The organism is Aquirufa sp. (genome assembly GCF_044239315.1).
GTDB lineage: Bacteria > Bacteroidota > Bacteroidia > Cytophagales > Spirosomataceae > Aquirufa.
Genome location: NZ_JBIIBQ010000011.1, coordinates 49,596 through 75,841 on the forward strand (window position 1 = coordinate 49,596; position 26,246 = coordinate 75,841).

Below are 26,246 nucleotides of genomic sequence, written 5' to 3' on the forward strand. Positions count from 1 at the left end.
CCACAGATGCGAATCTCCCTTTTTGAGTGGAATTCGAAATACATTGTGAAGTTCGAGACTCCGCACCTAGAGCAGAGTTACAAATATTCCGTGATGGACTTTTCCTCCCAAAATGAAATAGAGGAGCTGGTATCCAGCTCCTCCTTTCAAGATTTCGTCTTACAGACCTTTAAAAATATGTATGCCGAAATGGCAAAACATACCTATTAATTACCTCCTAACCATTTGTGGCGCAATTTCAATTGCGCTTCCGATGGATTAGCCTCCGATTCAATCACAAAAGCCTTCATAGGTGTTTTTTGCACTGCCACTAGGAAGGTACGCTCCATTCCATCTCTTCTTACAGAAAACACTAACGAATCACCAGGTTTCTTATCTGCTAATAATTTATCGATTCCTGGGAAATCAGCCCCATTTACTTTCAATACTTCATCTCCTACATTCAGGCCAGCCACATAGGCAGAACCTCCTTTGTATAGGGATATAACACGTCCACCCGCAATACTAACCCCTATATAAGGAATAGTTTTAGACAAATTCGCATCGGTGAATTGATAACCAAACGCTTTGAACATACTAGCATACGCTGGCATCTGAACCCCATAAATATGCGTTTTAAAGAACTCAGCAGCTGAAGTTCCCGCTACTTTAGAGAAGGCATCTTCTAATTCCTGATCAGTAAAGCCACGCCCAGCTTTCAAATAATAGGTTTGGTATAACATTTTGAAAACATCATCAAGGCATTTAGTTCCCTTAGTTTGCTGTATGATCCACATATTTAAAACTCCGCCTAATAAAGCCCCTTTGTCATAATAGGACACCGATGCGTTGCGTGAGTTTTCATTCGGACGGTAATACTTAATCCAAGCGTCCCAGCTTGATTCAGCTGCAGACTCCACCTGATTTCCTGGGGTATTTTCTACACCAGAAATATCATCGCCTAATCCTTTGATGTAATCCGCTGTTGAAACCATTCCCGTACGTTGATTAATCACATCTGCATAATAACTCGTGATACCCTCTGAGAACCATAAATTGTGTGTATAGTTCTCATTTTCATAGTCGAATGGTCCCAAAGCCTTAGGACGAATACGCTTCACATTCCATAAATGAAAATATTCATGCGCTAACAGGTTCAATACACCTTGATACCCTTTCGGCGTTTCATAGCTTGAACGAGTGACTTGACAGGTCGTCGAATACAAGTGCTCTAAACCGCCACCACCGCGATTTAAATTATGAATAATGAATAGATAATGATCGCATGGATGTTCTCCTACCACTTTTTGGGCTTCTTCCGCCATCTTCTGCACATCAGCTAAGAATTTCACAGAATCCACTTTAGCGGGACCATAAAAGGCAATTTGGTGTGGAATATTATTCACTTTGAAGTCCCAAACCTTGTGATTCCCTATTTCAATAGGGGAGTCGATCAATTCATCCAAGTTCTTTGCCACATAATTAAATCCACCTACATTTTTCATCGCAGTTGACACCTTCTTAAAATCTTTGTAAGGGATAATGGTCAATTCCTGAGGCTGAGCAGCAAATTTAGGGGCATACATCAATACACTAGCAGGATTAATGTAGCCATGCGTATCATCTAAAAACGACGTACGTACTGACATTTCAAAAGCGTAAACGCGGTAATGCACCGAAATTTGCTTCAATCCAGGCGTCAATGCTACACGCCACGTATTTTTATTGATCTTGGATATAGCCATTTTTTTACCATTCGATTCTGCCGAAACAGACTCCACATTTTTTGCATATTCGCGGATTAAATAGGAGCCAGGAGTCCAAGCAGCCATTTTAAGATCTATGAAATTCGTTTCCTTGCTAACATCTACTGTCGTTTTTACCTCAAAATAATGAGAAAAGGGCTCCGACATGCTGATTTGGTGTTTGATAGGTCCTGCTAGAGTAGAAAAGGATAGTAAAACACCGAATAATAGTAGTTTTAAATTCATAATTATTTTTGTTGTGAAATAGATTTTAGTAAAATTAAAAAAATCAGCCGTATAGTCTAACATGTGCTATTTTTTTCCAAATAATTCTAAATTCCAAAACAATTATTTGACATAAAAATCGTATTATTGTTTAGTCTTGTATATTGACAATAAACCTATGGTATTTAGATCATCCTTTTACTGCCTCGTCCTATTTTTATCCCTATATTTCTCGTCATTTTCTCAGCAATCACTCGCTTTTGAAAATAATCACATTCATTTTAGTCAAGGAAAAGAATATTTTGAAGCGCAAAACTACGTGGCAGCCCGTGAGGAGTTTGCTAATTTTTTAAGTAGACAATCTAATTCAAACAATAACGAGGTGATTTTAGCAGAATATTACCAAGTATTGTGCTCGCTTTATTTGAATCAACCTGAAATAGAAGTATTAGGTTATCATTTTAACCTTAATCACCCGAATAGTACGCAAAGTAATTTGCTTTTCAGAAAAATGGGTATGTATTATTATGACTTAGGTAATTATGCTAAAGCCATTCGGTATCTCGAGAATTCCTCTTTAGGAAATGTAGAAGCACGTTTCAAACTAGGTGTTGCCTATTTTGAGACGAAAGATTATACTAATTCCTTAGCCATTTTTAATGAAGTAAAATCGGATCCTGATGAGGAATATGCCTTTTCTGCTGCTTATTATGCGGGTGTAATCAATTATCAACAAAAAAGATACCTCGATGCCATTACCGATTTTAAAAAATCAAATGGAAATTCTAAGTACCGGAAAGATTTGCCATTTTGGATCATTTCGAGTTATCAACAAACTAAACAATGGGACGAGTTATTAAAGTATGCGGAGCCTATGGCTAGTACACACCCAGATATTGCACTGATAGTTGCGGAAATTCAATTTAAGAAAGGCTTGTTTGCCAAGGCCGATAAGAGCTATGAAACCTATTTGAAAAATACTAAAAATGAAATGGCCACCTATAAAAAGGCTTTTTCTCTTTATTCATTAGATAAATACGAGGAAGCGATGTCTTCTATTGTGGGTTTATTGAAAAAAGATTCATTAGGCCAAAAAGCCTATTTCTTGCAGGGATTAGCACAATTAAAACTAGGTAAAAAATCCGATGCCGCTAGTTCGTTTAACCAAGCAGGTGAGCTAGACTTTGATTTGGAACAAAAAGAAGAAGCTCAATTTAAATCAATCAGCATTTCAATCGATTTAGGGTTATGGAATAAGGGGCTAGAAGCAATTGAGCAATTTGCTAAATCTTATCCGAATAGCTCATTTACAGCATCTTATCAAGGTTTTTCAGCGGATGCTATGTTAAAATTAACAAGCCTTGAACCTGCCACTCAGCTCATGCTGTCAGGCATTCCTATTTCCGAAGAAATGAAAGTGGCTTACCAGACGCTAACCTATAACTTAGGAATAAAGGCCTACAATAAAGAACTATACAAAGAGGCTATAACCTACTTTGATAAGGCTATCTCTCAAGCAGCTAACCAAAAGATAACGGATGAATCCTCTTTTGGAAAAGCTGAATCTCTTTCTCAAATAAAAGATTTTGAGGGGGCGATTCAGGTCTATAAACCTTTGGTTTCAAAGAAAAATGCAGCAGATTTCCTTCAACGGAACCGTATTGGAATCGCCTATGCCTATTTCTCAGTAAAGGATTTTTCAAATGCGAATACCTTTTTCAAGAATTATGTAGATCAATTAAAAGCGAATCCAACCGGAAAAGCAAATGCAAATGCGATTCTTCGTTTAGCTGACACCTATTTAGTAGCTAAGAATTATACAGAGGCATTAACCTACTACAACCAGGCAATTGAAAATGCAAAAACGGAGAAGGATTATGCGATGTATCAAAAAGGGATTACGTTAGTCTATTTAGAACGAGATGCAGAGGCTAAAGCAACATTTCAATCTTTGAAGAAATTATTCCCTAATACGAAATTAGGGGATGATGCCAGTTTTCAAGAGAACTTAATTTCTTTCCGTACGGGTAAATATGCAGAGGCAATCGCTGGATTTACAGATTTGATAACGAATCAACCTACTAGTCCTTACTACGCTGAATCAATCTTGAAAAGAGCACAATCGTACTCTAACTCAAAGCAACCTGAAAAAGCTATAACAGACTACAAAGAAGTAATTGAGAAATTCTCTAAAGAGGCTTTTGCTAAAGATGCTGTTGCCGGTTTACAAGAAGAATTAAATGAAGTAGGGCGTCCTGAAGAAATGAGTTCCTATTTAAGCATGTATCAAAATAGCAGTCTAAACGAGGAAGAGAAGACAGAATTAGAATACCAAGCAGCAAAAGGTATTTATTTAGGTGAAAAATATAGTAAAGCAATCGAACCATTAAAGGCTTTCATCGCGCATTTCCCAGCAGATGAACGCGTTTCTGAGGTAACCTATTTAATTGCTGATGCAGCCAATCGTTCCAATAATAAAGCGGTAGCCTACGAATTCTACAAAAAGGTCATTGAGCAAAATGTTCATCCTTCATTAAATTCGGTTATTTCTAAAGTAGCAGATATTGAATTTGATTCAGCTGCTTATCAAGAGGCAATTGCTCATTACCGATTATTAAAAGACAAGGGAGTAGATTCTACCGTGATCAATCGTGCTAACAAACGAATACTGCAATCCTTTATCAAATTAAATGAAATTGATTCTGCCTTAATCGCCTACAATGATTTCCATTCTTTAGCTGTTAAAACGCCTGAGGGATTAGAGGAAGCGGCTAATCTCTATTTAGACATCATTCATTTAAATAACTTAAAGGGAAATTTCGCCAGCTCTAACGAAATGATTTTAGATAAATTCAGAAATGAATTTGCAGAAGTTTCTGATGCTACTTTAGGACAAGCCTATTTACACTTAGCAAAAAACTTTATTGAATTGAAAAATGTAGCTCAAGCGAAAGCTACCCTAAAATCCATTATCGATAATTCAGAGGACAAAGAAAGTGTTGAAGCAGCCAAAGTCCTAATGAAAAACTTTTTACAAAAATAATGTATATGAGATTTACATCTAAAATCATGCTAGTTTTACCCCTTGGCCTGATTTCCATGCTTAGTTATGGTCAACAGAAAAAGGAGGGAACTATTCAAAATGAAGAATTTGTCTCGGAAAAAGTGCGAAAAATAGAAGTACAACCCACCATGAGTCGTTCTTTTGAAGCACTAAATGAAATTCCTGATTACAGTAAAGATAAAAAAGTCGATTTTAGTTTTGACTTGACTAAGCCATCTTCTATTCAATTACCCACTTTTCAGACATCAATAATTGGACCTAGAGCAGGAGAGGAGTTGAAATCCCCATTTGGATCTAAAGCAAAAAATTCCATTAAAGTAGGTGCAGGTAATTATGGCCATACCTTATTAAATGGGCACTTTGGCTATAATCCAACAGAAAAAGAACTAAGAGGATTGTATATTAATCATGATGCCAATGCTACTGGACCCACGGATAACGCATTTTCAAGTCGTTCAGAAAATGAAGTGAAAATTTACAGCCAATCACTTTGGTCTAAAGCTTTATTAAAAGGTGCTATCGATTACCGTAGAACGGCAACAAATTTCTATGGGAGGGAAGTTTTTCCAATGAATACTCCAGAGGATGCATTTGCCATCAATTATAACCAAATAAAGTTCAATGGAGATATTTACAGCCAAACAGAGGGCAAAAGATTCTCCTACCAGGCTGGAACTGAATTCTCTTCTTTATCAGGGAATTTAGCTCCGAAAGAGTGGATGTCATCTTCTTACTTGAAAGCGAATTATGACATTTCAGAAGGATTAATGCTACGTATTAATGGAGATGCCGTCTTATCAAACTTCACCAGCAATACCTCCATAAATCGTAATTTTTTCCGTTTGAAACCTAGCATTTCCTATGACCTTTTGCCTCGATTAAATCTGCAAGCGGGAATTAATGCAATTAATGAGGAGGAATTAAGAATCTACCCGAGTATACAACTAAAGTATAGAGCAAATGACTTTATTCGTTTATTCGCTGGATTCGAAGGAGACACACAATTCAATTCATACCACAGCAGTTTACTACTAAATCCTTGGCTATCTCAAACCATTAACTTACAAAATACCCAACAAAAATGGATAGTATCAGGTGGGCTAATAGGCACTAATGAACGCAATGTACATTATGAGTTAAAAGCAAGCTATGGTGAATACGCTAACATGGCATTCTTTACTTCTTCAGCGGCAGATCTTTCTCAATACGAAATCCTATATTCGAGTGCTAATAATGCCGTTTCTGTACTTTCTTTACAAGCTAATGTAAAGATGTCTGTCACTGATAAAATCCAGTCTGATCTTCAAGTAGATTATACTAATTATGGAAACCTTGGCTCTTTTTTATATGCTTACCACCGTCCTAACATTCAAATCACTTGGATGAATACAATCAAAGTACACCCTAAAGTCAGTATTTTACCACAATTGTATTTTGTGGGAGGACTTTATGGATACAATTCAGCAACAAAAAAGGCGATTGTTTTAGATAATATCCTGGATCTCAACTTAAAAGGAGAATACCAAATAACAGATAAATTTACAGCCGCTTTATCTGCAAATAACTTACTTGGAAAAAATTACCAACGATATTTATTTTATCCAACACAAGGTTTTAACTTTACAGCAACTCTCGCATATTCATTTTAAGAATGACTGAATTTTATACCTTTCTAGAGCATTTACTATACGATCACGAATGTGTAATTATACCACAGTTCGGTGGTTTCGTCGTAAATGCACAAGATTATCAATTCAATGCGAAAGAGAATAAAATATATCCTAAAAGAAAATGTGTCGCATTTAATGAAAAACTTAAAACTGATGACCGTTTCTTAACGACAGAATGGGCTATAAATAAATCGCTTTCCCATAAAGAGGCCTCCATTGAAATAGCAGCCATCTCTAAAGACTTAAAGTCTCTAATCGTATCACAAGGCTCTTTGACTTTCGGTGAACTAGGTACATTTACTTTAAATTCCGAAAATCGTTTATCCTTTACGCCCAATCCAGATTTTAATGCAGATTTAAGTGTATTTGGTCTTTTTCCTGTTGGCCTAGGTTATAATCGCCAACCTAAAGAAGTTAAACCAACTCTTGAAGTAATTCCAACTGCAGAAGACTTACCGACTACTGTTTCAGAAGATTATCAACCTGTAAAATTAAGTAAATCAATATATGTATATGCCTTAATTGCATTCATATTGGGTGGTTTAGGTGCTTTTTTCCTAACCGAGCCCGCTAGTAATCAGGCGCAAAGTTCTTTAAATCCGATTAAAATCGAGAAAAAAGAAACGGTTTCAGTTAAAGCTACAGCAGCTCCTGCTAAGCCAGTGCAGATAGATACAGTTCAGAAAAATACCATCGATGCACCTGTAGAAGTAACTGTAGGAGAGGATCAAGATGTTATTTACTTAATAGCTGCCAGTTTTCAAACCTTATCTCAAGCTGAAAAAGGGCTAAAGGAGTTCAAATCACGAGGTTTTGACCAGGCAGAAATTATTTTAAAAAACGACCAGACGAAATTTTACCGAATAAGCTTAGGCACAGAACATTCGATGGAATTTGGATATGCTAAAGCAAGTGAATTAAAGACGTCTAAGAAAGTAGACATTTGGGTGTATAAGGCACTATAAGAAATGGATCAACGCATAGAACAACAGCAATTAGAACGCAAAAACCAAAGAAAAGCCTTGGCAATCACGATCGTGATACAAGGTTTGTTGTTTTTGTTATTTTGGTATGCAAAGATCTGGTCTGCAGAAGAAATGAAACTAGAATTACCTGAACCAGGATTCGAAGTAAATTATGGAACAGATGATGAAGGTGGTGGAAATGTACAGTCTTATAACCAAGCCAGTGATTTGCCTAACAACGATGAATCACAGCCAGCTGAAAAAGAAACAGAAGTCGCTGCGGTAACGAAAGCTAAACCTACACCTAGTTCGAAAGAGACAGTTATCTCCTCTGTAGTCAAAAGCCCTGTGAGTATTTCAGAAAATACGAAAAAGACAGCGGTTGTTTCAACCAAACCAACACCAGAACCGGAAGAAAAAATCGATGAGGGTGCTTTGTTCAAGAAAAAAACAACAAGCAATGGTACGCGAGGAACAAATCCGAATCCTGGGGGAAATTCCAATGGTCCTGACGCTGGAAAAATTGGAGATAAGGGTAGCCCGAACGGAAAAATCAACAATTCGACAAATTACTCTGGAAATGGTGGGAGCGGGGATGGCGCTGGTTCTTCATCGGTTAATATTTCTGGCTGGAGAATCGCTAATCGTCCAAACGTTAAAGATGATACGGGTGAAACGGGTATGATTCGATTCACCATCAAAATTGATGAAGATGGAAATATTATCAAATTAGTGATAGCGGAGAATTCGTTCTCCAATTCTTTGGCACAGAAATACAAAAGAGCCATCGAAAAATCTAAATTCATCAAAACATCTTCCGGCGCAAGCCCTAAAGAAGCGACTGGATCTATCACCTTCCGCGTAGGAGAACGATAGGTATCCGATGAATTATTCCGAGTCCATTTCCTTTTTGTATGCACAATTGCCGGTATTTCACCGAGAAGGTTCTAAAGCTTATAAACCCGGCCTAGGCAATATTGAGGCACTTTGCGAGCTGATGGGAAACCCAGAACGCTCCTTCAAGTCTTTGCACGTTGCAGGCACGAATGGAAAGGGGAGTTCCTCCCATTTTATGGCTTCAATTCTACAGGAACACGGTTATAAGGTAGGATTATATACTTCACCACATCTACATTCCTTTACGGAACGAATAAAAATCAATGGCATACAAGTAGCTGAAAAGTGGGTGGCTGATTTTGTTTCTTCTCGACTAGACCTAATTGAAAAAGTGCGTCCATCCTTTTTTGAATGGACGGTCATTATGGCGTTTACTTATTTCAAAGAACAGCAAGTCGATTATGCGATCATTGAAACGGGTTTAGGCGGTCGATTAGATTCAACGAATATCATAACGCCACTCGCCTGTTTGATTACGAACATTAGTTTTGATCACCAGGATTTACTGGGGGATACCTTAGAAAAAATTGCGTCTGAAAAGGCAGGTATCATTAAATCAAATACTCCAGTAACCATTAGTGAAAAACAAACGGAAACGTCTGCTATTTTCATTGCCAAAGCTGAATCCATCCATGCCCCTATACAATTTGCTTCAGATGTTATTAGTGCTTCAGACTTCACTTTCACAAGTCCAACTTGGGGTGAAATGAAAGTAAATAGCCCTTATAAAGGGCATTACCAGCAAAAAAACATACGTGGTGTTTTGGCTTGGTGCGAGCAGATTCAATCCATCATTCCTCTTGAAGGGGCAAAAATCAGGAAAGGAATTGAGCAAACCCGAGTGAATACCGGTTTACAAGGACGCTGGGAAATATTAGGGGAAAGCCCTAAAATCATCGCTGATACCGGTCACAACAAAAGTGGCATAACGGAGATTATGCAACAAATAAATAAAGAAGGTTTCGATCATTTGACCATTATTCTCGGGATGGTGGTAGACAAAGACATCGATTCGGTCTTATCCTTGTTTCCCACAGAGGCCACCTACTATTTTTCTCAAGCGAACAATCCAAGAGCCCTATCCGCTTTAGAACTACAAAAATTAGCAGCGGCTAAAGGCCTACAAGGCAAAGTGGTCCCATCAGTTAATGAGGCTATTGCCCTCGCAAAGTCACATTCTGGAGCTTCTGACGGAATTCTCATCTGTGGAAGCACCTATCTAGTAGGAGAAATTACCTTTTAATTCGCGTACACCTTGAGCAGAAGAAAAACAGCCAAATATAATCTAGCCATCGCATTAGACAATGTCATCCAAAGTCCGAAACCAATTTTCGGGACGCTGACTGGTAAATGGAGATCGGATTACTTTTCGAATGACCATTCATTGGTATTAGAACTGGGCTGTGGCAGAGGAGAATACACCAATGGTTTAGGTAAATTATTTCCAGATATGAATTTCATTGGCGTTGACGTTAAAGGAGATCGATTAGCTCAAGGAGGAAGAGCTGCAAGGGAACTTGAATTAACAAACACCGCATTTCTTCGCATACACATGCAAGAGATTGACCAACACTTTGCTGAAAATGAAGTAGATGAAATTTGGATTACTTTTCCAGACCCACGTCTACGAGATCGCGACGAAAAACGTCGTCTCACTTTTCATACCTTTCTTGATCGCTATAAGAAAATCTTAAAGCCAGGGGGTATTCTTCACCTAAAAACTGATTCAATGCCTTTCTTCGAATTTTCTGAGGGCTCTCTAACTGAAAATGCTTGGAACATCATCGTCAAGACAAATGATCTATACACTTCCGAATGGATGGACGATCACTTTGGGATCAAAACACGGTTCGAGGAGATGTTCTACGAAAAAGGATTTAACATCAATTACCTAAGAGCAACGAACGTAAAATAAAAAAGCCTCTCTAATGAGAGGCTTTTTTATTTTACGCTAGTAAGATTATCCTACGCGCGCGATTAAATCCGCAGCACGAGAAGAATAACCAAATTCGTTATCATACCAACCTACCACTTTTACTAAGTTACCCATTGCTGTTGTTAACTTAGAATCTAAGATACAAGAGTGTTGGTTACCAATAATGTCGATTGAAACGATTTCGTCTGTAGTAAATTCTAAGATACCTTTCATCGGACCATCAGCGGCCGCTTTCATAGCAGCATTGATTTCCGCAACCGTAGCCTCTTTCTTCAATACTACAGTGAAATCAGTAACTGATCCATCTGGAGTAGGAACACGCATCGCATTACCATCTAATTTACCTTTCAAATGAGGTAAAACTAAACCTACCGCTTTAGCAGCACCTGTAGATGTAGGGATGATAGAATAAGCTGCAGCACGAGAACGACGTAAATCGGAGTGAGGTGCATCTTGTAAGTTTTGGTCAGCAGTATAAGCATGAACCGTAGTCATAAATCCTTTTTCGATTCCAAAAGCATCGTCTAATACTTTAGCCATTGGAGCTAAACAGTTAGTTGTACATGATGCATTAGAGATAATCGTCATATCATCAGTTAATGTATTATCATTAACACCTAAAACAACTGTAGGAATATCACCTTTAGCAGGAGCGGAGATGATTACTTTGCGAGCACCAGCGACTAAGTGTTGTCCAGCACCCTCTTGATCGATGAAACGACCTGTAGATTCTAAAACAACATCGATACCTAAAGCACCCCAAGGTAATTGCTTAGGATCACGTTCTGCAAAAGCCTTAATCACGTTACCATTAACAGTAATGCTGTCAGCATCAGAAGTAACAGTTCCATTAAAACGACCGTGAACTGAATCATACTTTAGTAAGTGTACCAAAGTAGCATTGTCAGTTAAATCGTTAATAGCAACGATTTCCACATTTTCTTTTTCCAATAAACGACGGAAAGTAAGTCGACCGATACGACCAAAACCATTAATAGCAACTTTAATTTTTTTCATTGAATAAATTAATTTGATTTCATACAAAGGTCAAATATAGCATTTAAAATGTATTATTCCAAGAGAGATAGGATTAAATAAACCCAATTAAACGTTTACAAGGCCTATTTTACAAAAGTAAATCAGCTTATTTTAATTTAGCTATATAGCTAATTATATGATTTTTGAGTAAAAATCACGTGGATACGTTTTTTATTCAAAATATTTTAGCATATTTGTGTAAGGAATTACTGCTCCAGATCGATGGGGTAGGAGAGTGACAGAATGTCATTTGTCTTTTTAGCTAATTTTCTAGCAAATTTTACCAAAATATTATTCTGCAAATTGTTGTAACTGATTGATAATCAGCTAAATGACTTATTAAAGTTGAAGTTAAATTAATGTCGATTTTAGGGGTCTTTTTAGCTCATATCATCAGTAGGCATCTATTTTATTTCTCCTGATCCGGGAAAGCCTTGGCTTTTTTGATTAATTTGCATCTTCATTTATTGCATATCATTTTTATGAATTCATTAGAAAATACTATTGTTGCCGCTTGGGACAACACAGAGCTTCGTTCAAAGGCTGAGACCATTGAGGCGATTGAAAAAGTAGTAGACTTAGTAGATAAAGGGGAATTGCGTACGGCAGAACCCAAGGCTGATGGCAGCTGGCAAGTAAACGAATGGGTAAAGAAAGCGATTGTGATGTATTTCCCTATTCGCCAAATGGCCGTTTCAGAAGTGGGGATATTTGAATTCCACGATAAAATGAAGTTAAAATCTAATTATAAAGAATTAGGTGTTCGTGTCGTACCTCCTGCAGTGGCCCGTTATGGCGCATTCTTAGCGAAAGGAACGATCTTAATGCCCTCTTATGTGAATATTGGTGCCTATGTGGACGAAGGAACGATGGTGGACACTTGGGCAACTGTTGGTTCCTGCGCTCAAATAGGTAAACATGTACACCTGAGTGGTGGTGTGGGAATCGGGGGCGTATTAGAACCACCACAAGCATCTCCTGTTATTATCGAAGATGGCGCCTTTATTGGCTCTCGTTGTATTGTAGTGGAAGGCGCTCACATTGGTAAAAAAGCCGTTCTAGGCGCTGGTGTTACCATTACAGGTTCCTCTAAGATCATTGATGTTTCAGGGCCAGAGCCAGTAGAATACATCGGTTATGTACCGGAGAACTCAGTAGTTATACCAGGAAGCATACAAAAGACCTTCCCAGCAGGTACCTATGGAGTGCCATGTGCCCTCATCATAGGTAAAAGAAAAGAAAGTACCGACTTAAAAACATCGCTTAATCAAGCATTAAGAGAGAATAACGTAGTTGTTTAATTAATAACAAAAATGAATGCCCGGTTCGCTACCGGGCTTTTTTTATGGAAAATGAATTGAAAATTGGTGAATACAATCACCTTCGTATTATCAAAGAAGTACCTTTTGGCCTCTATTTAGATGGTTACGAAGATGAAATCCTTTTACCCTTGCAATACGTACCAGAAACGTATGAAATCGATTCATCAATTGATGTATTCATCTACCGTGACTCGGAAGACCGCATCATCGCAACTACATTAAAGCCTTACGCCACTATCAAGCAGTTCGCTTATTTAGAAGTAAAATCCGTAACTCCTTTGGGCGTATTCTTGGAATGGGGATTAGCAAAAGACCTTTTTGTTCCATTTAGTCAACAATACCAAAAAATGGTGGTAGGGAAATTCTACCTCGTATATATTTATTTGGATGCCCAAACAGATCGAATCGTAGCTTCAGCTAGAATCGAGAATTTCCTTCCTGCCTTTATTGAAGACGAAGAGAATCGCTTTGCAGCAGGAACAAAGATCGAAGCTGTTCCATTTGAATACACAGACTTAGGTATTAAATGTTTAGTTGACAATTGTAAAATTGGAATGCTATTCAAAAATGAAATATTTACAAATGTAATACTAGGGCAAAGTACATTTGTATACATCGAAAACTTGCGCGAAGACGGCCGCCTTGATTTACGTTTGGAACCAGTAGGAAGATTACGTTTGGATTCACAAGTGGATAAAGTATTGCAGGCAATTAAAGATAATAAAGGTGTGCTTTATCTGCATGACAAAAGCCCTGCAGAAGATATCTATGATCAGTTAGGGATGTCTAAGAAAGATTTCAAGAAAGCCATCGGGGGATTATACAAAAGTAAACTGATTGCATTACATTCGGATTGTGTGTCACTTTTGTAAACTGCATTTTTGTTTAATTACGATTTGTAAATAGTTAGTAATTGTTTAGATTTGTAACACATTAATCAATGTTTACAAATATGAATCTAAGCGCTAAAATAGAATTGTTAATTCAGTCGAAGAAACTAAGTGCCTCTCAGTTTGCTGATACCTTAGGAATTCCTCGCAGTAGTATCTCCCACATTCTTTCAGGAAGAAACAAGCCTAGCTTAGATGTCGTACAAAAGATTCTCATTGCCTTCCCAGAAATCCCTGCAGAAGAATTATTGGATGACAAAAGGGATTTATCAATAGTAGTCTCAGCTCCTAAATTAAAGGCCTCTCCAATACCTGTTACTCCATCACTTTTTGATGCCATAACACCTAGCGCCTCAGAATCGCCTGAAAATAATTTAGCTGAACAAACGATCGTACAATCGAATCTCAGACGCCCTAGAGAAAGTAGTCAAAAAGCAAGTCAACCTGTTGCTGCTGCCGCACCTACGACTCATTTAGCTAAGAAGATCGAACGGGTTCTTATCTTTTATACAGATGGTACTTTCTCAGAGAGTAAGCCGCTCTAATTAAAGATTGTAAACAAAAGGCGTACTTATCCACATTTTGCTTTTGAGTTATCCACAAGTTATCCACACTTGTGCACAATTGTATTTTCAAAATCTCGAATTAACCCTGAAACACGATATTGCTAGAGACCCATTAATTGTTTAATTTTAATAAATTGAATACAAAAAATGGAAAAACTAGACTCATTAAACCAGGTGGCACAATTCCACCAAACTTTTGGAGCCCCTATACTTGCTCAACCTACTATTCCCGCCGCAGAACGTTGCAATCTACGCGTTAGCCTTCTGGCAGAAGAATTAGATGAACTGAAAGAGGCTATTGCAGCAAATGATCTAGTAGAAGTGGCTGATGCACTTTGTGATCTTCAGTATGTCTTATCTGGTGCAGTTTTAGAGTTTGGTTTAGGTGAGAAATTCGTCGAATTATTCAATGAAGTACAGCGTTCTAATATGTCTAAAGCATGTGCATCCTTAGAGGAAGCAGAGTACACTGTTAAATTTTACCACGATAAAGACGGTACAGAAGCAGAAATAAAGGAGGAAAATGGCGTTTGGAAAGTCTATCGCAAAATCGATAATAAAGTTTTAAAGTCGATTAATTACTCTCCGGCAGACCTCAAATCCATCTTAAAATGATCAAAATTCTCCTCATAGAAGACGAACCTAAGACTGTTCAATCTTTAAAACAAGGATTAGAAGAGAACAGCTATGAGGTGGAAGTGGCCTATGATGGAACTATTGCAAAGCAATTAGCCTTACGAAATAACTATTCACTAATTGTATCTGATATCATCATTCCAGGTATCAATGGAATTGAATTATGTAAGCAACTCAGGGCGGAAGGGATTCAAACACCTATCTTAATGTTAACTGCTTTGAGTACAACAGACGACAAACTGGTCGGTTTTGATGCGGGAGCGGATGATTATTTAGGTAAACCTTTTGATTTTAAAGAGTTTTTGGCTCGCATTAAGGCCCTGTTAAAACGCTCATCACAGGCACAATTAGATGCGCAAGTACTTAAATTTGCTGATTTAGAGATGGATCTAATCAGTAAATTGGTGACACGTTCGGGACAATCCATAAATTTAACTTCCAAAGAGTTTCAATTACTAGAATACTTCCTTAGAAACCAGGAAATGGTGATTTCAAAAGCGCAAATCGCGGAGAACATCTGGGAGGTCGAAGATGAGAATAGCTCGAATTTGATCGAGGTATACGTTAATTACTTGCGTAAGAAAGTAGATAAAGGCTTTGCGAGTAAGTTGATTCACACCCAATTTGGCAGAGGTTATATCCTTAAAAACGAATAATTATGCAGATTAGATCCAGGCTGACTTACCAGTTTACCTACCTCGTGTCTGCGATTCTGTTCGTATCCTATTTTGTCATCTATATCTTCACACAAGAGAATTACAAGGACAAATTTTATAGTCGATTACGCCAAAAAGCAAATACCACCGCCCAATTATTGGTTAATGTAAACCAAGTGGACTCTAAGTTAATGGGGATCATCGGGCAAACTAACCGCGATTTACTATACCGGGAGAGTATTTTGGTATACGATTTATGCAACGAACGTATCTATGCTTCTAATGATAGCATTAACCTACACATTGATGTAGATCTTATAAAACAAGTCCGCCAAAAACAAGAAATACGCTTTCAGCGCGAAGATATCGAAGTTTTAGGAACCGTTTTCGCTACTCCACAAGGCCGATTAGTCGTTTTCGCAGGGGCAGTAGACCAGTATTCGGCTGAGAATGCAAAAGATCTAAAGAACATCCTTATCGCCTTATTTCTTTTATTTATCCTCATTGTGGTACTCTCAGGCTGGTTTTTTGCTGGTCAAGCCGTAAATCCCATCTCAGAAGTTATCCAACAAGTAGATAAATTATCGCCCAAACGCCTCGAAGAACGCCTGAAATCGCCTGATTTTGAGGACGAAATAGGGAAGATGGTGTCAACGGTCAACCGGCTATTAGAACGCATCGAGAATGCCTTTAAATTGCAAAAAACATTTATTGCCAATGTTTCACACGAATTAAAGAATCCATTAACTAAAATATCCTCCCAATTAGAGGTCAGCTTATTAAAAGAAAGAGAGTCAAACGACTATAAAAAAACGATTAGCTCGGTTTTAGAAGATACACAAGAGTTAGCTGCCATCACCGAATCCTTATTGGAATTAAACAAATTAAGTCTATCTGACAGCCAGGCTGGCTTTAATGAGTGGAGAATCGACGAAATACTTTGGGAAGCTAGAAGTTTAACCCAAAAATTAAACTCAGCCTACAAAGTCAGCATCGACACCTCACACATGCCAGAAGACGAAGAAATGCTCTTAATCAAAGCGGATGACAAACTCATATTAACCGCATTAAAGAATTTGATGGAGAATGCTTGCAAATTCAGCCCATCAAAGTCTGCCCAGGTAAGCTTCAAGAATGCGGGGAACTCCATCCAAATTTTCGTCAGAAACGAAGGAAAAGGCATTCCAGCGAATGATTTGCCGTATATCTTTCAACCATTCTTTAGAGGCGAAAATACGGCCTCATCTAAAGGCTATGGCATCGGATTATCCCTTGTTGAACGTATCGTTCAATTACACAATGGCCAAATCTCAGTGGTTTCTGTGCCGGATTCATTTACGGAGTTTACGGTGAGCTTTCACGTCAGTGGACAGTAGTCAGTAGACAGTGGTCTGTAGTCAGTATCCGGTAATCGGTAGTCAGAAAAGATTAGAGATTAGAGAGTATAGATTAGAGAGTATAGATAGAATACCGACTACTGGATACTGTTTACCGACTACTGAATACCGACTACTGAATACCGATTACCGACTACCGTATTGTTATATAATTTATATTATGTTAAATAGATTATAAACCATAAGAAAAGGGCCACTTATTTCTAAGCAGCCCTTTAATTTTTTTAAGACTCTCGACTAGTGACTAGTGACTTACTTCTCTAACTCAGCTAATTTAGCCTCGTTTTTCAATTCACGATAAACCTGCTTCAAAATTTCTTTTAAGTCTTCGTCTTTCTTAACTTGGTAACCTCGCTCGAAATACGGCAAAGCCTCGTTGTACTTAACCATTAATTTAGCTTCTAAGTCTTTCCCAGACTTTTTATACTCGTTCATATCCATACTATTCACTTGGCGCTTAATTTCTTGAGCATCATTAAAGTAATAGGCACCCAATTGATATAAGGCATCATAGTTGTTCGGATCAACTTCTAAGGCTTTTGTATATATATTAGGCAAGTTTGAGCGAATCTCGTTCACTTTAGCTATTAATTCTTCAACCTTAGCGTTGTTTGTCGCTAAATCTCCAGCTGCTGCCGTTGCAGCTGCTTTTTCTTCTTGAATACCTTTTAATACATCCGTTAATTCCTTCACTTTAGCCTCTAAAGTGGCCACTTGGCTATTTACAGAAGCTTTTGCTTTAGGAGTCGTTGCTGTTTTTAGTTTCAGTTTTGTACGCTTTATCTCGTCCTGAAAAGCAGAAACTTGATCATTTTGTGCAGATAAACGACGTTCTACCTCTAGAACTTTAGATGATTTATCTTGAATTTTTCTAATCTCATCTCCTAAACCAGCCACTTTATTTTCATACAATAAACCTAAGTTTAACCAAGCTACACCATCTTTAGGATCATTGGCTGTAGTTTGTTTTAATTCAGCAATGGCTTGATCAATTCGATTGAACGCAATCAACATATTAAACTTCTCCCCTTTCAGATCCTTATTAGAAGGATAAATAGCAAGAGCTTTGTCAATTAAACCGAGAGCTTTCTCTTCTTCCTTGTTGTTTTTATAAATTTGCGAAAGTCCATAAAGAATAGCTAAGTCTTTACCACCAATAGCCATATACTTCTCATATGCAACTTGAGCAATCTTATCTTCCTGGGAAAGTTGAGCCGTTACTCCCGTATACATAGCTGAAAGCGTATCATTAGGGGCCAATTCAGAAGCTTTAGACATATAACGTAAAGAAGCACGGAAATCTTTACCCTGGTACTTCATTACACCTAAATTTAAAAAACCATTTAAGAATCGCTTGTCCGCCACTAATTGTTCTGCTTCTTTGGCTACCGACCCCTTTTTACCTTCTTTCGTATCTAATTTAATCGCCTCATTGGCAAATTCCAAAGCTTGGAAAACAGCTTCAGGATTAGTTAAAGCGAATGTAGAGTCAGGGAATAAAGCTAGCTCTAAATAGGCCTGCGAACGATTTAGCCATGATTTAGCCTTTGCAGGGTTTTTTTTAACGTCTTCGTCAGATTTTTTAATTCCATCATTGATGCTTTTCTTTTGAGCATCAAGTAGCATTTTGTCAGCTTGTCCAAATGAAGCATTCATCGCCAAAGCCACCGTAAATAGGGATAAAAGTAGTTTTTTCATTGTTTTATTTAATTAAAAAAAAGCCCGTACTCACGTACGGGCAAATAATATTATTCTTCAGTTACTTCATCAGCTGGTGCTTCAGATGCAGTCCCCTCCCCTCCTTCTGGAGCTTCAGTTACTGCACTTGATGGATCAACATTTTCAGTTAATTCCACACCTTCTAAAACCTCTACCTCTTCTGGCTCGGGCTCTTTTTCAATTTTTGTTACAGACGAAATCTCATCTGACTCATTCTTCAAGCGAATTAATTTAACCCCTTGTGTATTTCGTCCCATCACTCGAAGTTCTGCAACGCTAGTACGAATTAAAATACCTGCTTTGGTAATGATCATCAAGTCATTGTTGTCATTCACTTCCTTGATCGCGACTAAATTACCTGTTTTTTCCGTGATATTCAAGGCCTTAACCCCTTTTCCACCCCGGTTTGTTAAACGGTAATCCTCAACCTCAGAACGTTTTCCAAAACCTTTTTCTGATACAACTAACAATTGTTGCACCTCTGGGTCTGAAACGCAAACCATTCCTATTACTTTCTCTGTAGGAATCTTCTCATCAATCCAAATACCTTTCACACCGGCAGCTGAACGACCCATTGGACGAACGCGCGTCTCTTCGAAACGAACTGAACGGCCTGTGTTTGTTGCAATGACGATTTGGTTATTACCATTCGTTAAGGCAACATCTAATAAACGATCCCCTTCGCGAATAGTAATTGCGATGATACCATTTTGACGTGGACGTGAATACGCCTCTAACGACGTCTTCTTGATCGTACCGTCTTCTGTACACATCACAATGAAATTATTATCAATGTAATCAGGATCAGTAATCGACTTCACGTTGATTACAGCTCTTATGGTGTCTCCATTCTCGATGTTCATCAAGTTTTGGATAGGACGACCTTTGGAAACTTTAGAGCCTTCTGGAACCGCGTAAACACGTAACCAGAAACATTTACCACGTTCTGTGAAGAACAATAACCAATTGTGCATCGTTGCTGAGAACAAATGCTCCGTATAATCATCGTCTTTCGTCGCTACCGCACGAGAACCTACTCCTCCGCGCGATTGTGAACGGTATTCTGTAATCGGCGTACGCTTGATATAACCTTGCGCAGAAACGGTGATTAACATCTCGTCATCTGCAATCATATCTTCAACAGAGAATTCTTCATCCGTCATGTTGATTTGCGTTCTACGCTCATCGCCATAACGTTGTTTAATATCCGTTAACTCGTCTTTGATGATCTGTAATTGACGTTCTGGTTTGGCCAAAATATCTTCCAAATCTTCAATCAACTTCATAATCTCCGCAAACTCATTCATGATCTTCTCCCGCTCCATACCAGTTAAGCGCTGTAAACGCATCTCTAGAATAGCCTTCGATTGAAGTTCAGATAAGTTAAATTTAGACATTAAGCCTTCTTGAGCCGCATTCGGATCTTTCGACTCACGGATTAGCTTAATTACCGCATCTAGGTTATCTAGGGCAATAATAAAGCCTTCCAAAATATGTGCACGCTTGCGCGCCTCACGTAAATCGTATTGAGTACGACGTATGATAATCTCATTTCTATGCTCTACGAAGTGATGAATCAAATCTTTAAGATTCAGCATCATAGGGCGACCTTTCACTAAGGCTACGTTATTCACCGAGAACGATGATTGCAAAGCCGTATGCTTATACAAGTTGTTCAATACCACATTCGCTACCGCATCACGCTTCAGATCAAACACGATACGCATCCCTTGGCGGTCAGACTCATCACGAATCTCAGAAATACCCTCGATCTTCTTATCGTTCACTAAATCAGCACATTGCTTGATTAATGTCGCCTTGTTAACCATGTAAGGAATCTCAGATACAACAATCTGCTCTTTACCCGTCTTAGACGTATCAAAAGTCGCGTTTCCACGAACTACAATACGGCCTCTACCCGTCTCAAATGCATTGCGAATACCTTGAACACCATAAATAGTTCCACCCGTAGGGAAATCTGGTGCTTTAATGTATTGCATCAACTCTAAAATCGTAATATCTCGGTTATCAATATAGGCTGAAATACCATCCACTACCTCATTCAGGTTATGTGGCGCCATATTCGTCGCCATACCTACCGCGATACCCGAAGTACCATTCAATAGTAGATTAGGGATCTTAGCTGGCAATACGGTAGGCTCTTCCAGGGAATCATCGAAGTTAGGTTGGAAATCAACCGTTTCTTTGTTCAAATCAGAAAGCAACTCATCCGCAATACGCTTCAAACGAGCCTCCGTATAACGCATCGCTGCTGGAGAATCACCATCCACAGATCCAAAGTTACCTTGGCCATCTACTAAAGGGTAGCGTAAAGACCAATCTTGGGCCATACGCACCATCGTATCGTATACAGAGGAATCACCGTGCGGGTGATACTTACCGAGTACCTCCCCGACAATACGAGCAGACTTCTTGTAGGATTTGTTGTAACTAACCCCCAGTTCCTCCATTCCGAATAATACCCTTCTGTGAACTGGTTTCAATCCATCGCGTACATCTGGAAGTGCACGAGACACAATAACTGACATCGAATAATCGATGTACGCCCCTCTCATTTCATCTTCGATGTTGATAGGGATAACATTGCTTTGTAATGACATAAATAATGTTTTGATTCAAAAGAAAAACAAGGCAAAAAGCAGTATTTTTCAATAGAACAAATATCTTAAATTTTGCCTATTTCTCCAAGAAAAAATGATACTAAAAAATGTGGATTATTTTTTGTGAACAGAAGACTCTCTTACAATCAATTTTGTCTTCAAAACTTCCACTCTAGGAACCGGATTATCCGTTTTTTGTTCGATCTGCTCTAACAGTAATTCAACAGATAATCGACCTATTTCTTCTAATGGCTGTGCAATCGAAGAAATAGTAGGAGAAACCAAAGAACAAATAGGTTCGTTGTTAAAACTGACCATTTTAACCTCATCAGGTACAGAAATATTTAATTCTCGAAGTGCGATTAAAACTCCGATAGCTAAACGATCTGAAACAACTAAGATACCATCAGGTCGATTCGCCTCTTTCATCAGTTGATGGGTTTTTGCCACGGCAGAATCCTGGAAGTAATCACTATGAATAATCAAGGAAGGATCGGCTTCAATACCGGCTTCTTGCAAGGCCCTTGAATACCCCATTCTACGCTGGTTACTAACTGAAACGTTTTTAGGCCCAGCTAAAAAAGCAATACGCTTACATCCGTTTTCAATTAAATGTTTAACGGCCTCATAAGCGGATTGCTCATTATCTACCATTACTTTAGAAGCGTCAATTTCTTCACTATCTCGATCAAAAAAGACTAATGGAATGCCTCTGCGTTGCAAACGGGTTAAATGCTCAAAATTGACCGTTTCACGAGATAAGGAAATAATAATCCCTTCTACTTGCGAACGAGATAAGTTTTGAATATTGGTTAATTCACGCTCAAAAGACTCTTGAGTTTGAGCTATTAGCAATGAATATCCTGCCGCTATGGCCGCATCTTCCACCGCTTTAACTACCGTTGAAAAGAAATAATAACCTAGATCAGGAACGATAAGACCGAGCGTTTTGGTCTTGGATTTGACCAAACTTGTGGCGAGTACATTAGGCTGATAATCAAGCTCCTTAGCTAAATCCAATACTAACTTTTTTGTATCTGGATGGATATCAGGTAAATCACGTAAAGCCCTAGATACAGTTGCCACTGAAACATCCAGCTGTTTGGCAATATCTTTGATGGTAACTTGGTGACGCATTAGTATAGGTTAGCTTCGTCAAAATTACACAATAAATCTTTACAAAATTCAATGGAGCCGATAAACGACTGTGCTTCGGCCTCCAGAGATCCCCATGGGAGGATTTTCTTTTGAAATTTGAACTAGAATTGAGACTTCTTCTGAAATTTCATCGCGAATTTTCTGTGCAATTTTTTCAGCTACCGTCTCCAATAAATCCACAGGTATAGCCATAACTTGTTTGCAAATGGCATAAATCTGAGAATAATCGATGGTGTTCGCGATATCATCTGAAAAATTAGGCTGAGATTCGGATTCAACTAAGACATCTAAGGTGTACCAATTTCCTAAAACACGCTCCTCTGGATACAATCCATGAAAAGCAAAAATGCGTATGTCATCGATAGAAACTTGGTAATTTGCCATTTATTAGTTGATCTCCCCTACTTTACCTCTTGGACCTGTTGATTTCGCATATGCTTCTAAAACCTTATTTAAGGTAGGCAATCCATCATCTGATACAGTCTCAAGGGTGATTTTAGGCTTTGGACCACGCTTTGCAGGTGCTGGTTTTGAAGTTTTAACTGCGGCTGGCTTAGCCGTAATTACTACCTCAGATTTAACCTTAGGCTTAGGCCCTCTTTTTGCTGGAACGGCTTTCGCTGTAGTTTTTGATTTAGGAGCCGTCTTTGCTTTTGCTGCTGCTTTCGCGGCAGGTTTTGCTTTAGCTTTCGCTTCAGCCTTCGCTTTAGGCTTATTTTTCACACCTGGTTTACGACCTCTCTTAGACGCCGTAGTAGGCGCAGCAGGTGCTAATGCAGCTATGGGAGCCACCAAATCAGTTGATAACCAGTTCGCGATAGAACCTAAAGTTTGCTCCGAAATAGTCTTTAATTGTGCGGCTATCTCTCTCTGAGCCTCTTGCAAATTGCGTAATTGACGCTCTTGTTCTTTTAATTCTTGACCTGCCTGAGCTAATGTTTGTTTTCGCTCATTTTCCGTCAACAAGGCTTGTTTTTGAGCCTCAGAATCTGCCTTCTTTTTGATCGCTTCTGCCTCTTTATTCGCCTTATCTAGTATAGATTTGGCTTCTTTTTCCATTTTAGCCGTAAAGTTTAGCTGACTTTCTTCTGCTAATTTTAAGGCCCTGAATAGACTGGACTCAATTTCACGCAAACGTGTTACCTCCGCTTCTAATTCAACAGTTTTCTGATTTAGGTTTGCAAGAGAATGCTCGGTTTTGGTCTCAAAGTCCTGAACACTTTGAACGTATGCGTCTACTTCTGAGACATCATAACCGCGAAATGATTTTGAAAAAGAAGCTTCCAAGTAAAATAGATTTTTAGGTATATAACTGCTAAAATAGGAAATTTTTTAATGAATCTTCCAAACAGATAAATTTTTATCGTCGGACGCCGAAACCAACAAATCGTCGAATGAACTCCAAATTAGTTTATTAACCGAATTCTTATGCCCTCCATGTCTAGTTGCATCGAGTACTTTACACAATTTCAATCCATCAGTTTCCCAAATCTTCACCGTCTTATCCATGCTCGCTGTCGCTAACCAATGACCATTAGGAGAAAAATGCAAATCATGTATGGCATAAATATGCCCAACTACCTCATTTACAAGCGAATAATCAGTACCCCATTGCTTAATACGTGCATCTTTACCTACGGAATACAAATCCCCTCCCCTCTTTGCGAGCGAAAAAACGGAGGATTCATGCGCCTGAAAAGCCTTTAATAATTGGTAGTCCGCATCAAAAATTCGAATAAAGCCGTCGGAATAGCCTACTGCTATTCGATTAGCTGACAGCACTAGAATTGTTCTAACACTTTTTTCGCTCGCCTTGATGTGCTTTAAAACCGATTTTGTGGCTACATCAACTACCGTTACCATGCCGTCATTATGCCCTAACCAGGCTGTAGAGCCAACAAATTCGATTGAAAAAATGGAGAGACCACTAGTAGGAATCGAAAAAACTTGAGTTTGATCAGAAACCCGAATTCCTTGAATTCCTTGATAATTATGTCCAATCCATAAAATTCCTTCTGAATCCAATTTTAAGGCATAAACAGAGCCGTCCACTTGAGCTATTACCTTTCCTAGGTCTGGTTTCGCCAAATTCCATTGAACCACCCATCCGTCAGAACCTGCTGAATAAAAAAGGGAATCTACTCCATTTTCCAGCGCATAAACTGGTCCTCGGTGTCCTGAAAAGGTGTCAATACGTTCGATTTGCAGCGTACTCAAATTATTTCCAACGATTTAGCTACAAAAATGATAATTTTACATCCAATTATCCCCTTTTATGCCTCAAATATTTTCAAATATAAGCTCTGCCGACTTCCAAATCCTGGTTTGGAAAATCGAAGAACCACTGGGCTTTTTTGAAACCTTTCCGGCATCCTGGTCCAGCCCTGAGGTGGTAAATCCAACTAAACAGCTGGAATCTACTGCAGCACGATACTGTTTACACTTACTTTCGTCAGAATTCGACAACCTGACATTAGTACAGAATGATCGAAATCGACCCTATTTCGAGGAGTCAGACTGGCATATTAGCTTAACCCATTCCTTCCCTTACGTAGCAGCAGCGTGTTCACTTCAAAACCGAATAGGTATTGATCTGGAAAAACCGGGTAGAAATATCGAAAAAATTGCCCCTCGATTCCTACATGCGAGAGAATGGGAGAAATGGAAGTCTCAATCGAATCTGTTGACTTTGGCCTGGTCTGCAAAAGAATCCATCTATAAGGCCGTAGGAAAACCTGGTTTATCCTTTCAAAAGGAAATAGATATAAGTGATTTTAATCAAAATCCGTGCAAAGCACAGGTTTCTACTGGTGAAGTTGTAAATATCTTCTGGGAGGAATACCCTCAATTCAGCCTCACTGTGGCCTTAATCCAGTAAATTAATTAATTCTGTCAACTCGTCTTTGTAATCTTGCTCGCCCGCCTTTTCATAAGCCATCATTAAGTTTCGAATAACGCGACGAATAATCTCCAAGTTGGAGCAGGGATTATAATAGATTTCATTGGGAGTCAAGTTCAATTGAGCGATGTAATTATCAATATCTATCTTATTGAATATTAACCCTTTATTGAATACATTGATATAAAACTGTAGCCCATTTTGCTTATAGGTTAATACGAAAAGATTAGGCAGATTTACACCGTAAATGGGAAGACCTAGTTTTTGCGCAATCCACATGTAAATGACGCAGAGGCTAATGGGATTTCCTTTTTTAGAGGATAACACATTATTAATGAAGGAATTATTCGCTGCATGAAAATTCTTCGAATTAGGCCCAAATTTTAATTGTTCAAAAATAGCCGTGTTCAACACTTTTACCTGATCCATGGGATGTAATTCTTCCCGCATTTGCGGCCAAACCTCGTAATACAATTGATCCATCTCTAGCTTCAATTGTTCATAGGTATAATCAGGATAGCGATAAGTAGCTAAAATCCACATGCCCTCTAACAAATCCATGCCACCCGATTCTTTCCAAACTTGTAAACGCGTTTTCACAGATTGCCACTGGAAATCGTGAATCAAATTTTCAATTTTAGTCTGAAGAATTGGATTTAAACTTTCGGTCTCCCATTCAGATTCTAAAACGGGAATGATTGAAGGCCCTAAGGTCCGAATTTGCTGCTCCACCATGCTCACGACTTCCTGATCAGAATCGTCTAATAAATGAATCATTGCTTTTATGGCAGCATCCGTCATAGGTAACGTATATTTTTGACAAAATTAAAGACAATTGGCCTATTTTCACTTAAATTTGTCTT

23 protein-coding genes are annotated in these 26,246 nt (G+C 38.5%); 14 read left to right on the forward strand and 9 right to left on the reverse strand.

The annotated features are described in order from the left end of the window. Window positions 1–6 precede the first annotated feature (6 nt). The gene (locus ACILP5_RS05700; protein WP_395617689.1) at window positions 7–210 is read left to right on the forward strand and encodes a hypothetical protein; all 204 of its coding nucleotides are present in this window, start codon (window positions 7–9) and stop codon (window positions 208–210) included. On the opposite strand, the gene ACILP5_RS05705 is transcribed toward ACILP5_RS05700, so the two are convergent. Then, window positions 207–1,970: a M61 family metallopeptidase gene (locus ACILP5_RS05705; protein WP_395617690.1), complete on the reverse strand. Its 1,764-nt coding sequence runs from the start codon at window positions 1,968–1,970 to the stop codon at window positions 207–209. The two genes, ACILP5_RS05700 and ACILP5_RS05705, sit on opposite strands and share 4 nt — an antisense overlap. Before the next feature lie 157 nt (window positions 1,971–2,127). Between ACILP5_RS05705 and ACILP5_RS05710 the strand changes: the two genes are divergently transcribed. From ACILP5_RS05710 to trmB, 6 genes are read left to right on the forward strand one after another with little or no spacing between them, the layout of a single operon-like run. Beyond that, on the forward strand, window positions 2,128–4,992 hold the full coding sequence (locus ACILP5_RS05710; RefSeq protein ID WP_395617691.1) for a tetratricopeptide repeat protein: 2,865 nt from the start codon (window positions 2,128–2,130) through the stop codon (window positions 4,990–4,992). Between the two features lie 5 nt (window positions 4,993–4,997). Then, window positions 4,998–6,662, forward strand: a complete 1,665-nt coding sequence (locus tag ACILP5_RS05715) for a hypothetical protein (protein WP_395617692.1) — start codon at window positions 4,998–5,000, stop codon at window positions 6,660–6,662. Between the two features lie 2 nt (window positions 6,663–6,664). Beyond that, window positions 6,665–7,648, forward strand: a complete 984-nt coding sequence (locus ACILP5_RS05720; protein WP_395617693.1) for a hypothetical protein — start codon at window positions 6,665–6,667, stop codon at window positions 7,646–7,648. 3 nt (window positions 7,649–7,651) lie between these two features. Further along, on the forward strand, window positions 7,652–8,524 hold the full coding sequence (locus tag ACILP5_RS05725; RefSeq protein WP_395617694.1) for a hypothetical protein: 873 nt from the start codon (window positions 7,652–7,654) through the stop codon (window positions 8,522–8,524). Window positions 8,525–8,531: 7 nt separating this feature from the next. Further along, window positions 8,532–9,788, forward strand: coding sequence for a bifunctional folylpolyglutamate synthase/dihydrofolate synthase (locus ACILP5_RS05730; protein WP_395617695.1), 1,257 nt, complete (start codon window positions 8,532–8,534; stop codon window positions 9,786–9,788). A 12-nt stretch (window positions 9,789–9,800) separates the two neighbouring features. Further along, window positions 9,801–10,460: a tRNA (guanosine(46)-N7)-methyltransferase TrmB gene (gene trmB, locus ACILP5_RS05735; protein ID WP_395617696.1), complete on the forward strand. Its 660-nt coding sequence runs from the start codon at window positions 9,801–9,803 to the stop codon at window positions 10,458–10,460. Between the two features lie 45 nt (window positions 10,461–10,505). Here the strand turns inward: trmB and gap are convergent, their stop codons facing one another. Beyond that, window positions 10,506–11,498, reverse strand: coding sequence for a type I glyceraldehyde-3-phosphate dehydrogenase (gap, locus tag ACILP5_RS05740; protein ID WP_395617697.1), 993 nt, complete (start codon window positions 11,496–11,498; stop codon window positions 10,506–10,508). 503 nt (window positions 11,499–12,001) lie between these two features. Between gap and ACILP5_RS05745 the strand changes: the two genes are divergently transcribed. The 6 genes from ACILP5_RS05745 (at window position 12,002) to ACILP5_RS05770 (ending at window position 16,965) form a co-directional block, all read left to right on the forward strand. Then, a complete protein-coding gene (locus ACILP5_RS05745; protein WP_395617698.1) occupies window positions 12,002–12,820 on the forward strand; it encodes a 2,3,4,5-tetrahydropyridine-2,6-dicarboxylate N-succinyltransferase in 819 nt (272 codons plus the stop codon). Window positions 12,821–12,864: 44 nt separating this feature from the next. After that, window positions 12,865–13,713: a S1 RNA-binding domain-containing protein gene (locus tag ACILP5_RS05750; RefSeq protein WP_395617699.1), complete on the forward strand. Its 849-nt coding sequence runs from the start codon at window positions 12,865–12,867 to the stop codon at window positions 13,711–13,713. 80 nt (window positions 13,714–13,793) lie between these two features. Beyond that, window positions 13,794–14,276 (forward strand): helix-turn-helix domain-containing protein, encoded by a 483-nt coding sequence (locus ACILP5_RS05755; RefSeq protein WP_395617700.1) that lies wholly within the window; start codon window positions 13,794–13,796, stop codon window positions 14,274–14,276. 168 nt (window positions 14,277–14,444) lie between these two features. Continuing rightward, on the forward strand, window positions 14,445–14,912 hold the full coding sequence (locus tag ACILP5_RS05760; RefSeq protein WP_395617701.1) for a hypothetical protein: 468 nt from the start codon (window positions 14,445–14,447) through the stop codon (window positions 14,910–14,912). Next, on the forward strand, window positions 14,912–15,589 hold the full coding sequence (locus ACILP5_RS05765; protein WP_395617734.1) for a response regulator transcription factor: 678 nt from the start codon (window positions 14,912–14,914) through the stop codon (window positions 15,587–15,589). Before ACILP5_RS05760 ends, ACILP5_RS05765 begins: the two co-directional genes overlap by 1 nt. Before the next feature lie 2 nt (window positions 15,590–15,591). Continuing rightward, window positions 15,592–16,965, forward strand: coding sequence for a sensor histidine kinase (locus ACILP5_RS05770; protein ID WP_395617702.1), 1,374 nt, complete (start codon window positions 15,592–15,594; stop codon window positions 16,963–16,965). A gap of 273 nt (window positions 16,966–17,238) precedes the next feature. Here the strand turns inward: ACILP5_RS05770 and ACILP5_RS05775 are convergent, their stop codons facing one another. The 6 genes from ACILP5_RS05775 to ACILP5_RS05800 all read right to left on the reverse strand — a co-directional run bounded on the left by ACILP5_RS05775 (window position 17,239) and on the right by ACILP5_RS05800 (window position 24,701). Continuing rightward, complete coding sequence (locus ACILP5_RS05775) at window positions 17,239–18,684, reverse strand: tetratricopeptide repeat protein (RefSeq protein WP_395617703.1); 1,446 nt, start codon at window positions 18,682–18,684, stop codon at window positions 17,239–17,241. A gap of 50 nt (window positions 18,685–18,734) precedes the next feature. After that, on the reverse strand, window positions 18,735–21,326 hold the full coding sequence (gene gyrA / locus ACILP5_RS05780; protein ID WP_395617704.1) for a DNA gyrase subunit A: 2,592 nt from the start codon (window positions 21,324–21,326) through the stop codon (window positions 18,735–18,737). A 114-nt stretch (window positions 21,327–21,440) separates the two neighbouring features. After that, the gene (locus ACILP5_RS05785) at window positions 21,441–22,463 is read right to left on the reverse strand and encodes a LacI family DNA-binding transcriptional regulator (RefSeq protein ID WP_395617705.1); all 1,023 of its coding nucleotides are present in this window, start codon (window positions 22,461–22,463) and stop codon (window positions 21,441–21,443) included. 48 nt (window positions 22,464–22,511) lie between these two features. Next, window positions 22,512–22,868 carry a dihydroneopterin aldolase gene (gene folB, locus ACILP5_RS05790; RefSeq protein ID WP_395617706.1) on the reverse strand — a complete coding sequence of 119 codons (357 nt, stop codon included), beginning with the start codon at window positions 22,866–22,868 and terminating at the stop codon, window positions 22,512–22,514. Between the two features lie 3 nt (window positions 22,869–22,871). Further along, window positions 22,872–23,771, reverse strand: coding sequence for a DivIVA domain-containing protein (locus tag ACILP5_RS05795; RefSeq protein WP_395617707.1), 900 nt, complete (start codon window positions 23,769–23,771; stop codon window positions 22,872–22,874). A 45-nt stretch (window positions 23,772–23,816) separates the two neighbouring features. Then, on the reverse strand, window positions 23,817–24,701 hold the full coding sequence (locus ACILP5_RS05800) for a WD40 repeat domain-containing protein (RefSeq protein WP_395617708.1): 885 nt from the start codon (window positions 24,699–24,701) through the stop codon (window positions 23,817–23,819). A 58-nt stretch (window positions 24,702–24,759) separates the two neighbouring features. On the opposite strand from ACILP5_RS05800, the gene ACILP5_RS05805 reads away from it, so the two are divergent. After that, the gene (locus ACILP5_RS05805) at window positions 24,760–25,362 is read left to right on the forward strand and encodes a 4'-phosphopantetheinyl transferase family protein (RefSeq protein ID WP_395617709.1); all 603 of its coding nucleotides are present in this window, start codon (window positions 24,760–24,762) and stop codon (window positions 25,360–25,362) included. Here ACILP5_RS05805 and ACILP5_RS05810 read toward each other — a convergent pair. Next, the gene (locus ACILP5_RS05810) at window positions 25,351–26,184 is read right to left on the reverse strand and encodes a transglutaminase-like domain-containing protein (protein ID WP_395617710.1); all 834 of its coding nucleotides are present in this window, start codon (window positions 26,182–26,184) and stop codon (window positions 25,351–25,353) included. The genes ACILP5_RS05805 and ACILP5_RS05810 overlap by 12 nt on opposite strands. Between the last annotated feature and the right edge of the window lie 62 nt (window positions 26,185–26,246).

Coding starts and splice junctions, on each gene's coding strand:
- ACILP5_RS05700 (WP_395617689.1), top strand. CDS start 7: ATGCGAATCTCCCTTTTTGAGTGGAATTCGAAATACATTGTGAAGTTC.
- ACILP5_RS05705 (WP_395617690.1), bottom strand. CDS start 1,970: ATGAATTTAAAACTACTATTATTCGGTGTTTTACTATCCTTTTCTACT.
- ACILP5_RS05710 (WP_395617691.1), top strand. CDS start 2,128: ATGGTATTTAGATCATCCTTTTACTGCCTCGTCCTATTTTTATCCCTA.
- ACILP5_RS05715 (WP_395617692.1), top strand. CDS start 4,998: ATGAGATTTACATCTAAAATCATGCTAGTTTTACCCCTTGGCCTGATT.
- ACILP5_RS05720 (WP_395617693.1), top strand. CDS start 6,665: ATGACTGAATTTTATACCTTTCTAGAGCATTTACTATACGATCACGAA.
- ACILP5_RS05725 (WP_395617694.1), top strand. CDS start 7,652: ATGGATCAACGCATAGAACAACAGCAATTAGAACGCAAAAACCAAAGA.
- ACILP5_RS05730 (WP_395617695.1), top strand. CDS start 8,532: ATGAATTATTCCGAGTCCATTTCCTTTTTGTATGCACAATTGCCGGTA.
- gap (WP_395617697.1), bottom strand. CDS start 11,498: ATGAAAAAAATTAAAGTTGCTATTAATGGTTTTGGTCGTATCGGTCGA.
- ACILP5_RS05745 (WP_395617698.1), top strand. CDS start 12,002: ATGAATTCATTAGAAAATACTATTGTTGCCGCTTGGGACAACACAGAG.
- ACILP5_RS05750 (WP_395617699.1), top strand. CDS start 12,865: ATGGAAAATGAATTGAAAATTGGTGAATACAATCACCTTCGTATTATC.
- ACILP5_RS05755 (WP_395617700.1), top strand. CDS start 13,794: ATGAATCTAAGCGCTAAAATAGAATTGTTAATTCAGTCGAAGAAACTA.
- ACILP5_RS05760 (WP_395617701.1), top strand. CDS start 14,445: ATGGAAAAACTAGACTCATTAAACCAGGTGGCACAATTCCACCAAACT.
- ACILP5_RS05770 (WP_395617702.1), top strand. CDS start 15,592: ATGCAGATTAGATCCAGGCTGACTTACCAGTTTACCTACCTCGTGTCT.
- ACILP5_RS05775 (WP_395617703.1), bottom strand. CDS start 18,684: ATGAAAAAACTACTTTTATCCCTATTTACGGTGGCTTTGGCGATGAAT.
- gyrA (WP_395617704.1), bottom strand. CDS start 21,326: ATGTCATTACAAAGCAATGTTATCCCTATCAACATCGAAGATGAAATG.
- ACILP5_RS05785 (WP_395617705.1), bottom strand. CDS start 22,463: ATGCGTCACCAAGTTACCATCAAAGATATTGCCAAACAGCTGGATGTT.
- folB (WP_395617706.1), bottom strand. CDS start 22,868: ATGGCAAATTACCAAGTTTCTATCGATGACATACGCATTTTTGCTTTT.
- ACILP5_RS05805 (WP_395617709.1), top strand. CDS start 24,760: ATGCCTCAAATATTTTCAAATATAAGCTCTGCCGACTTCCAAATCCTG.
- ACILP5_RS05810 (WP_395617710.1), bottom strand. CDS start 26,184: ATGACGGATGCTGCCATAAAAGCAATGATTCATTTATTAGACGATTCT.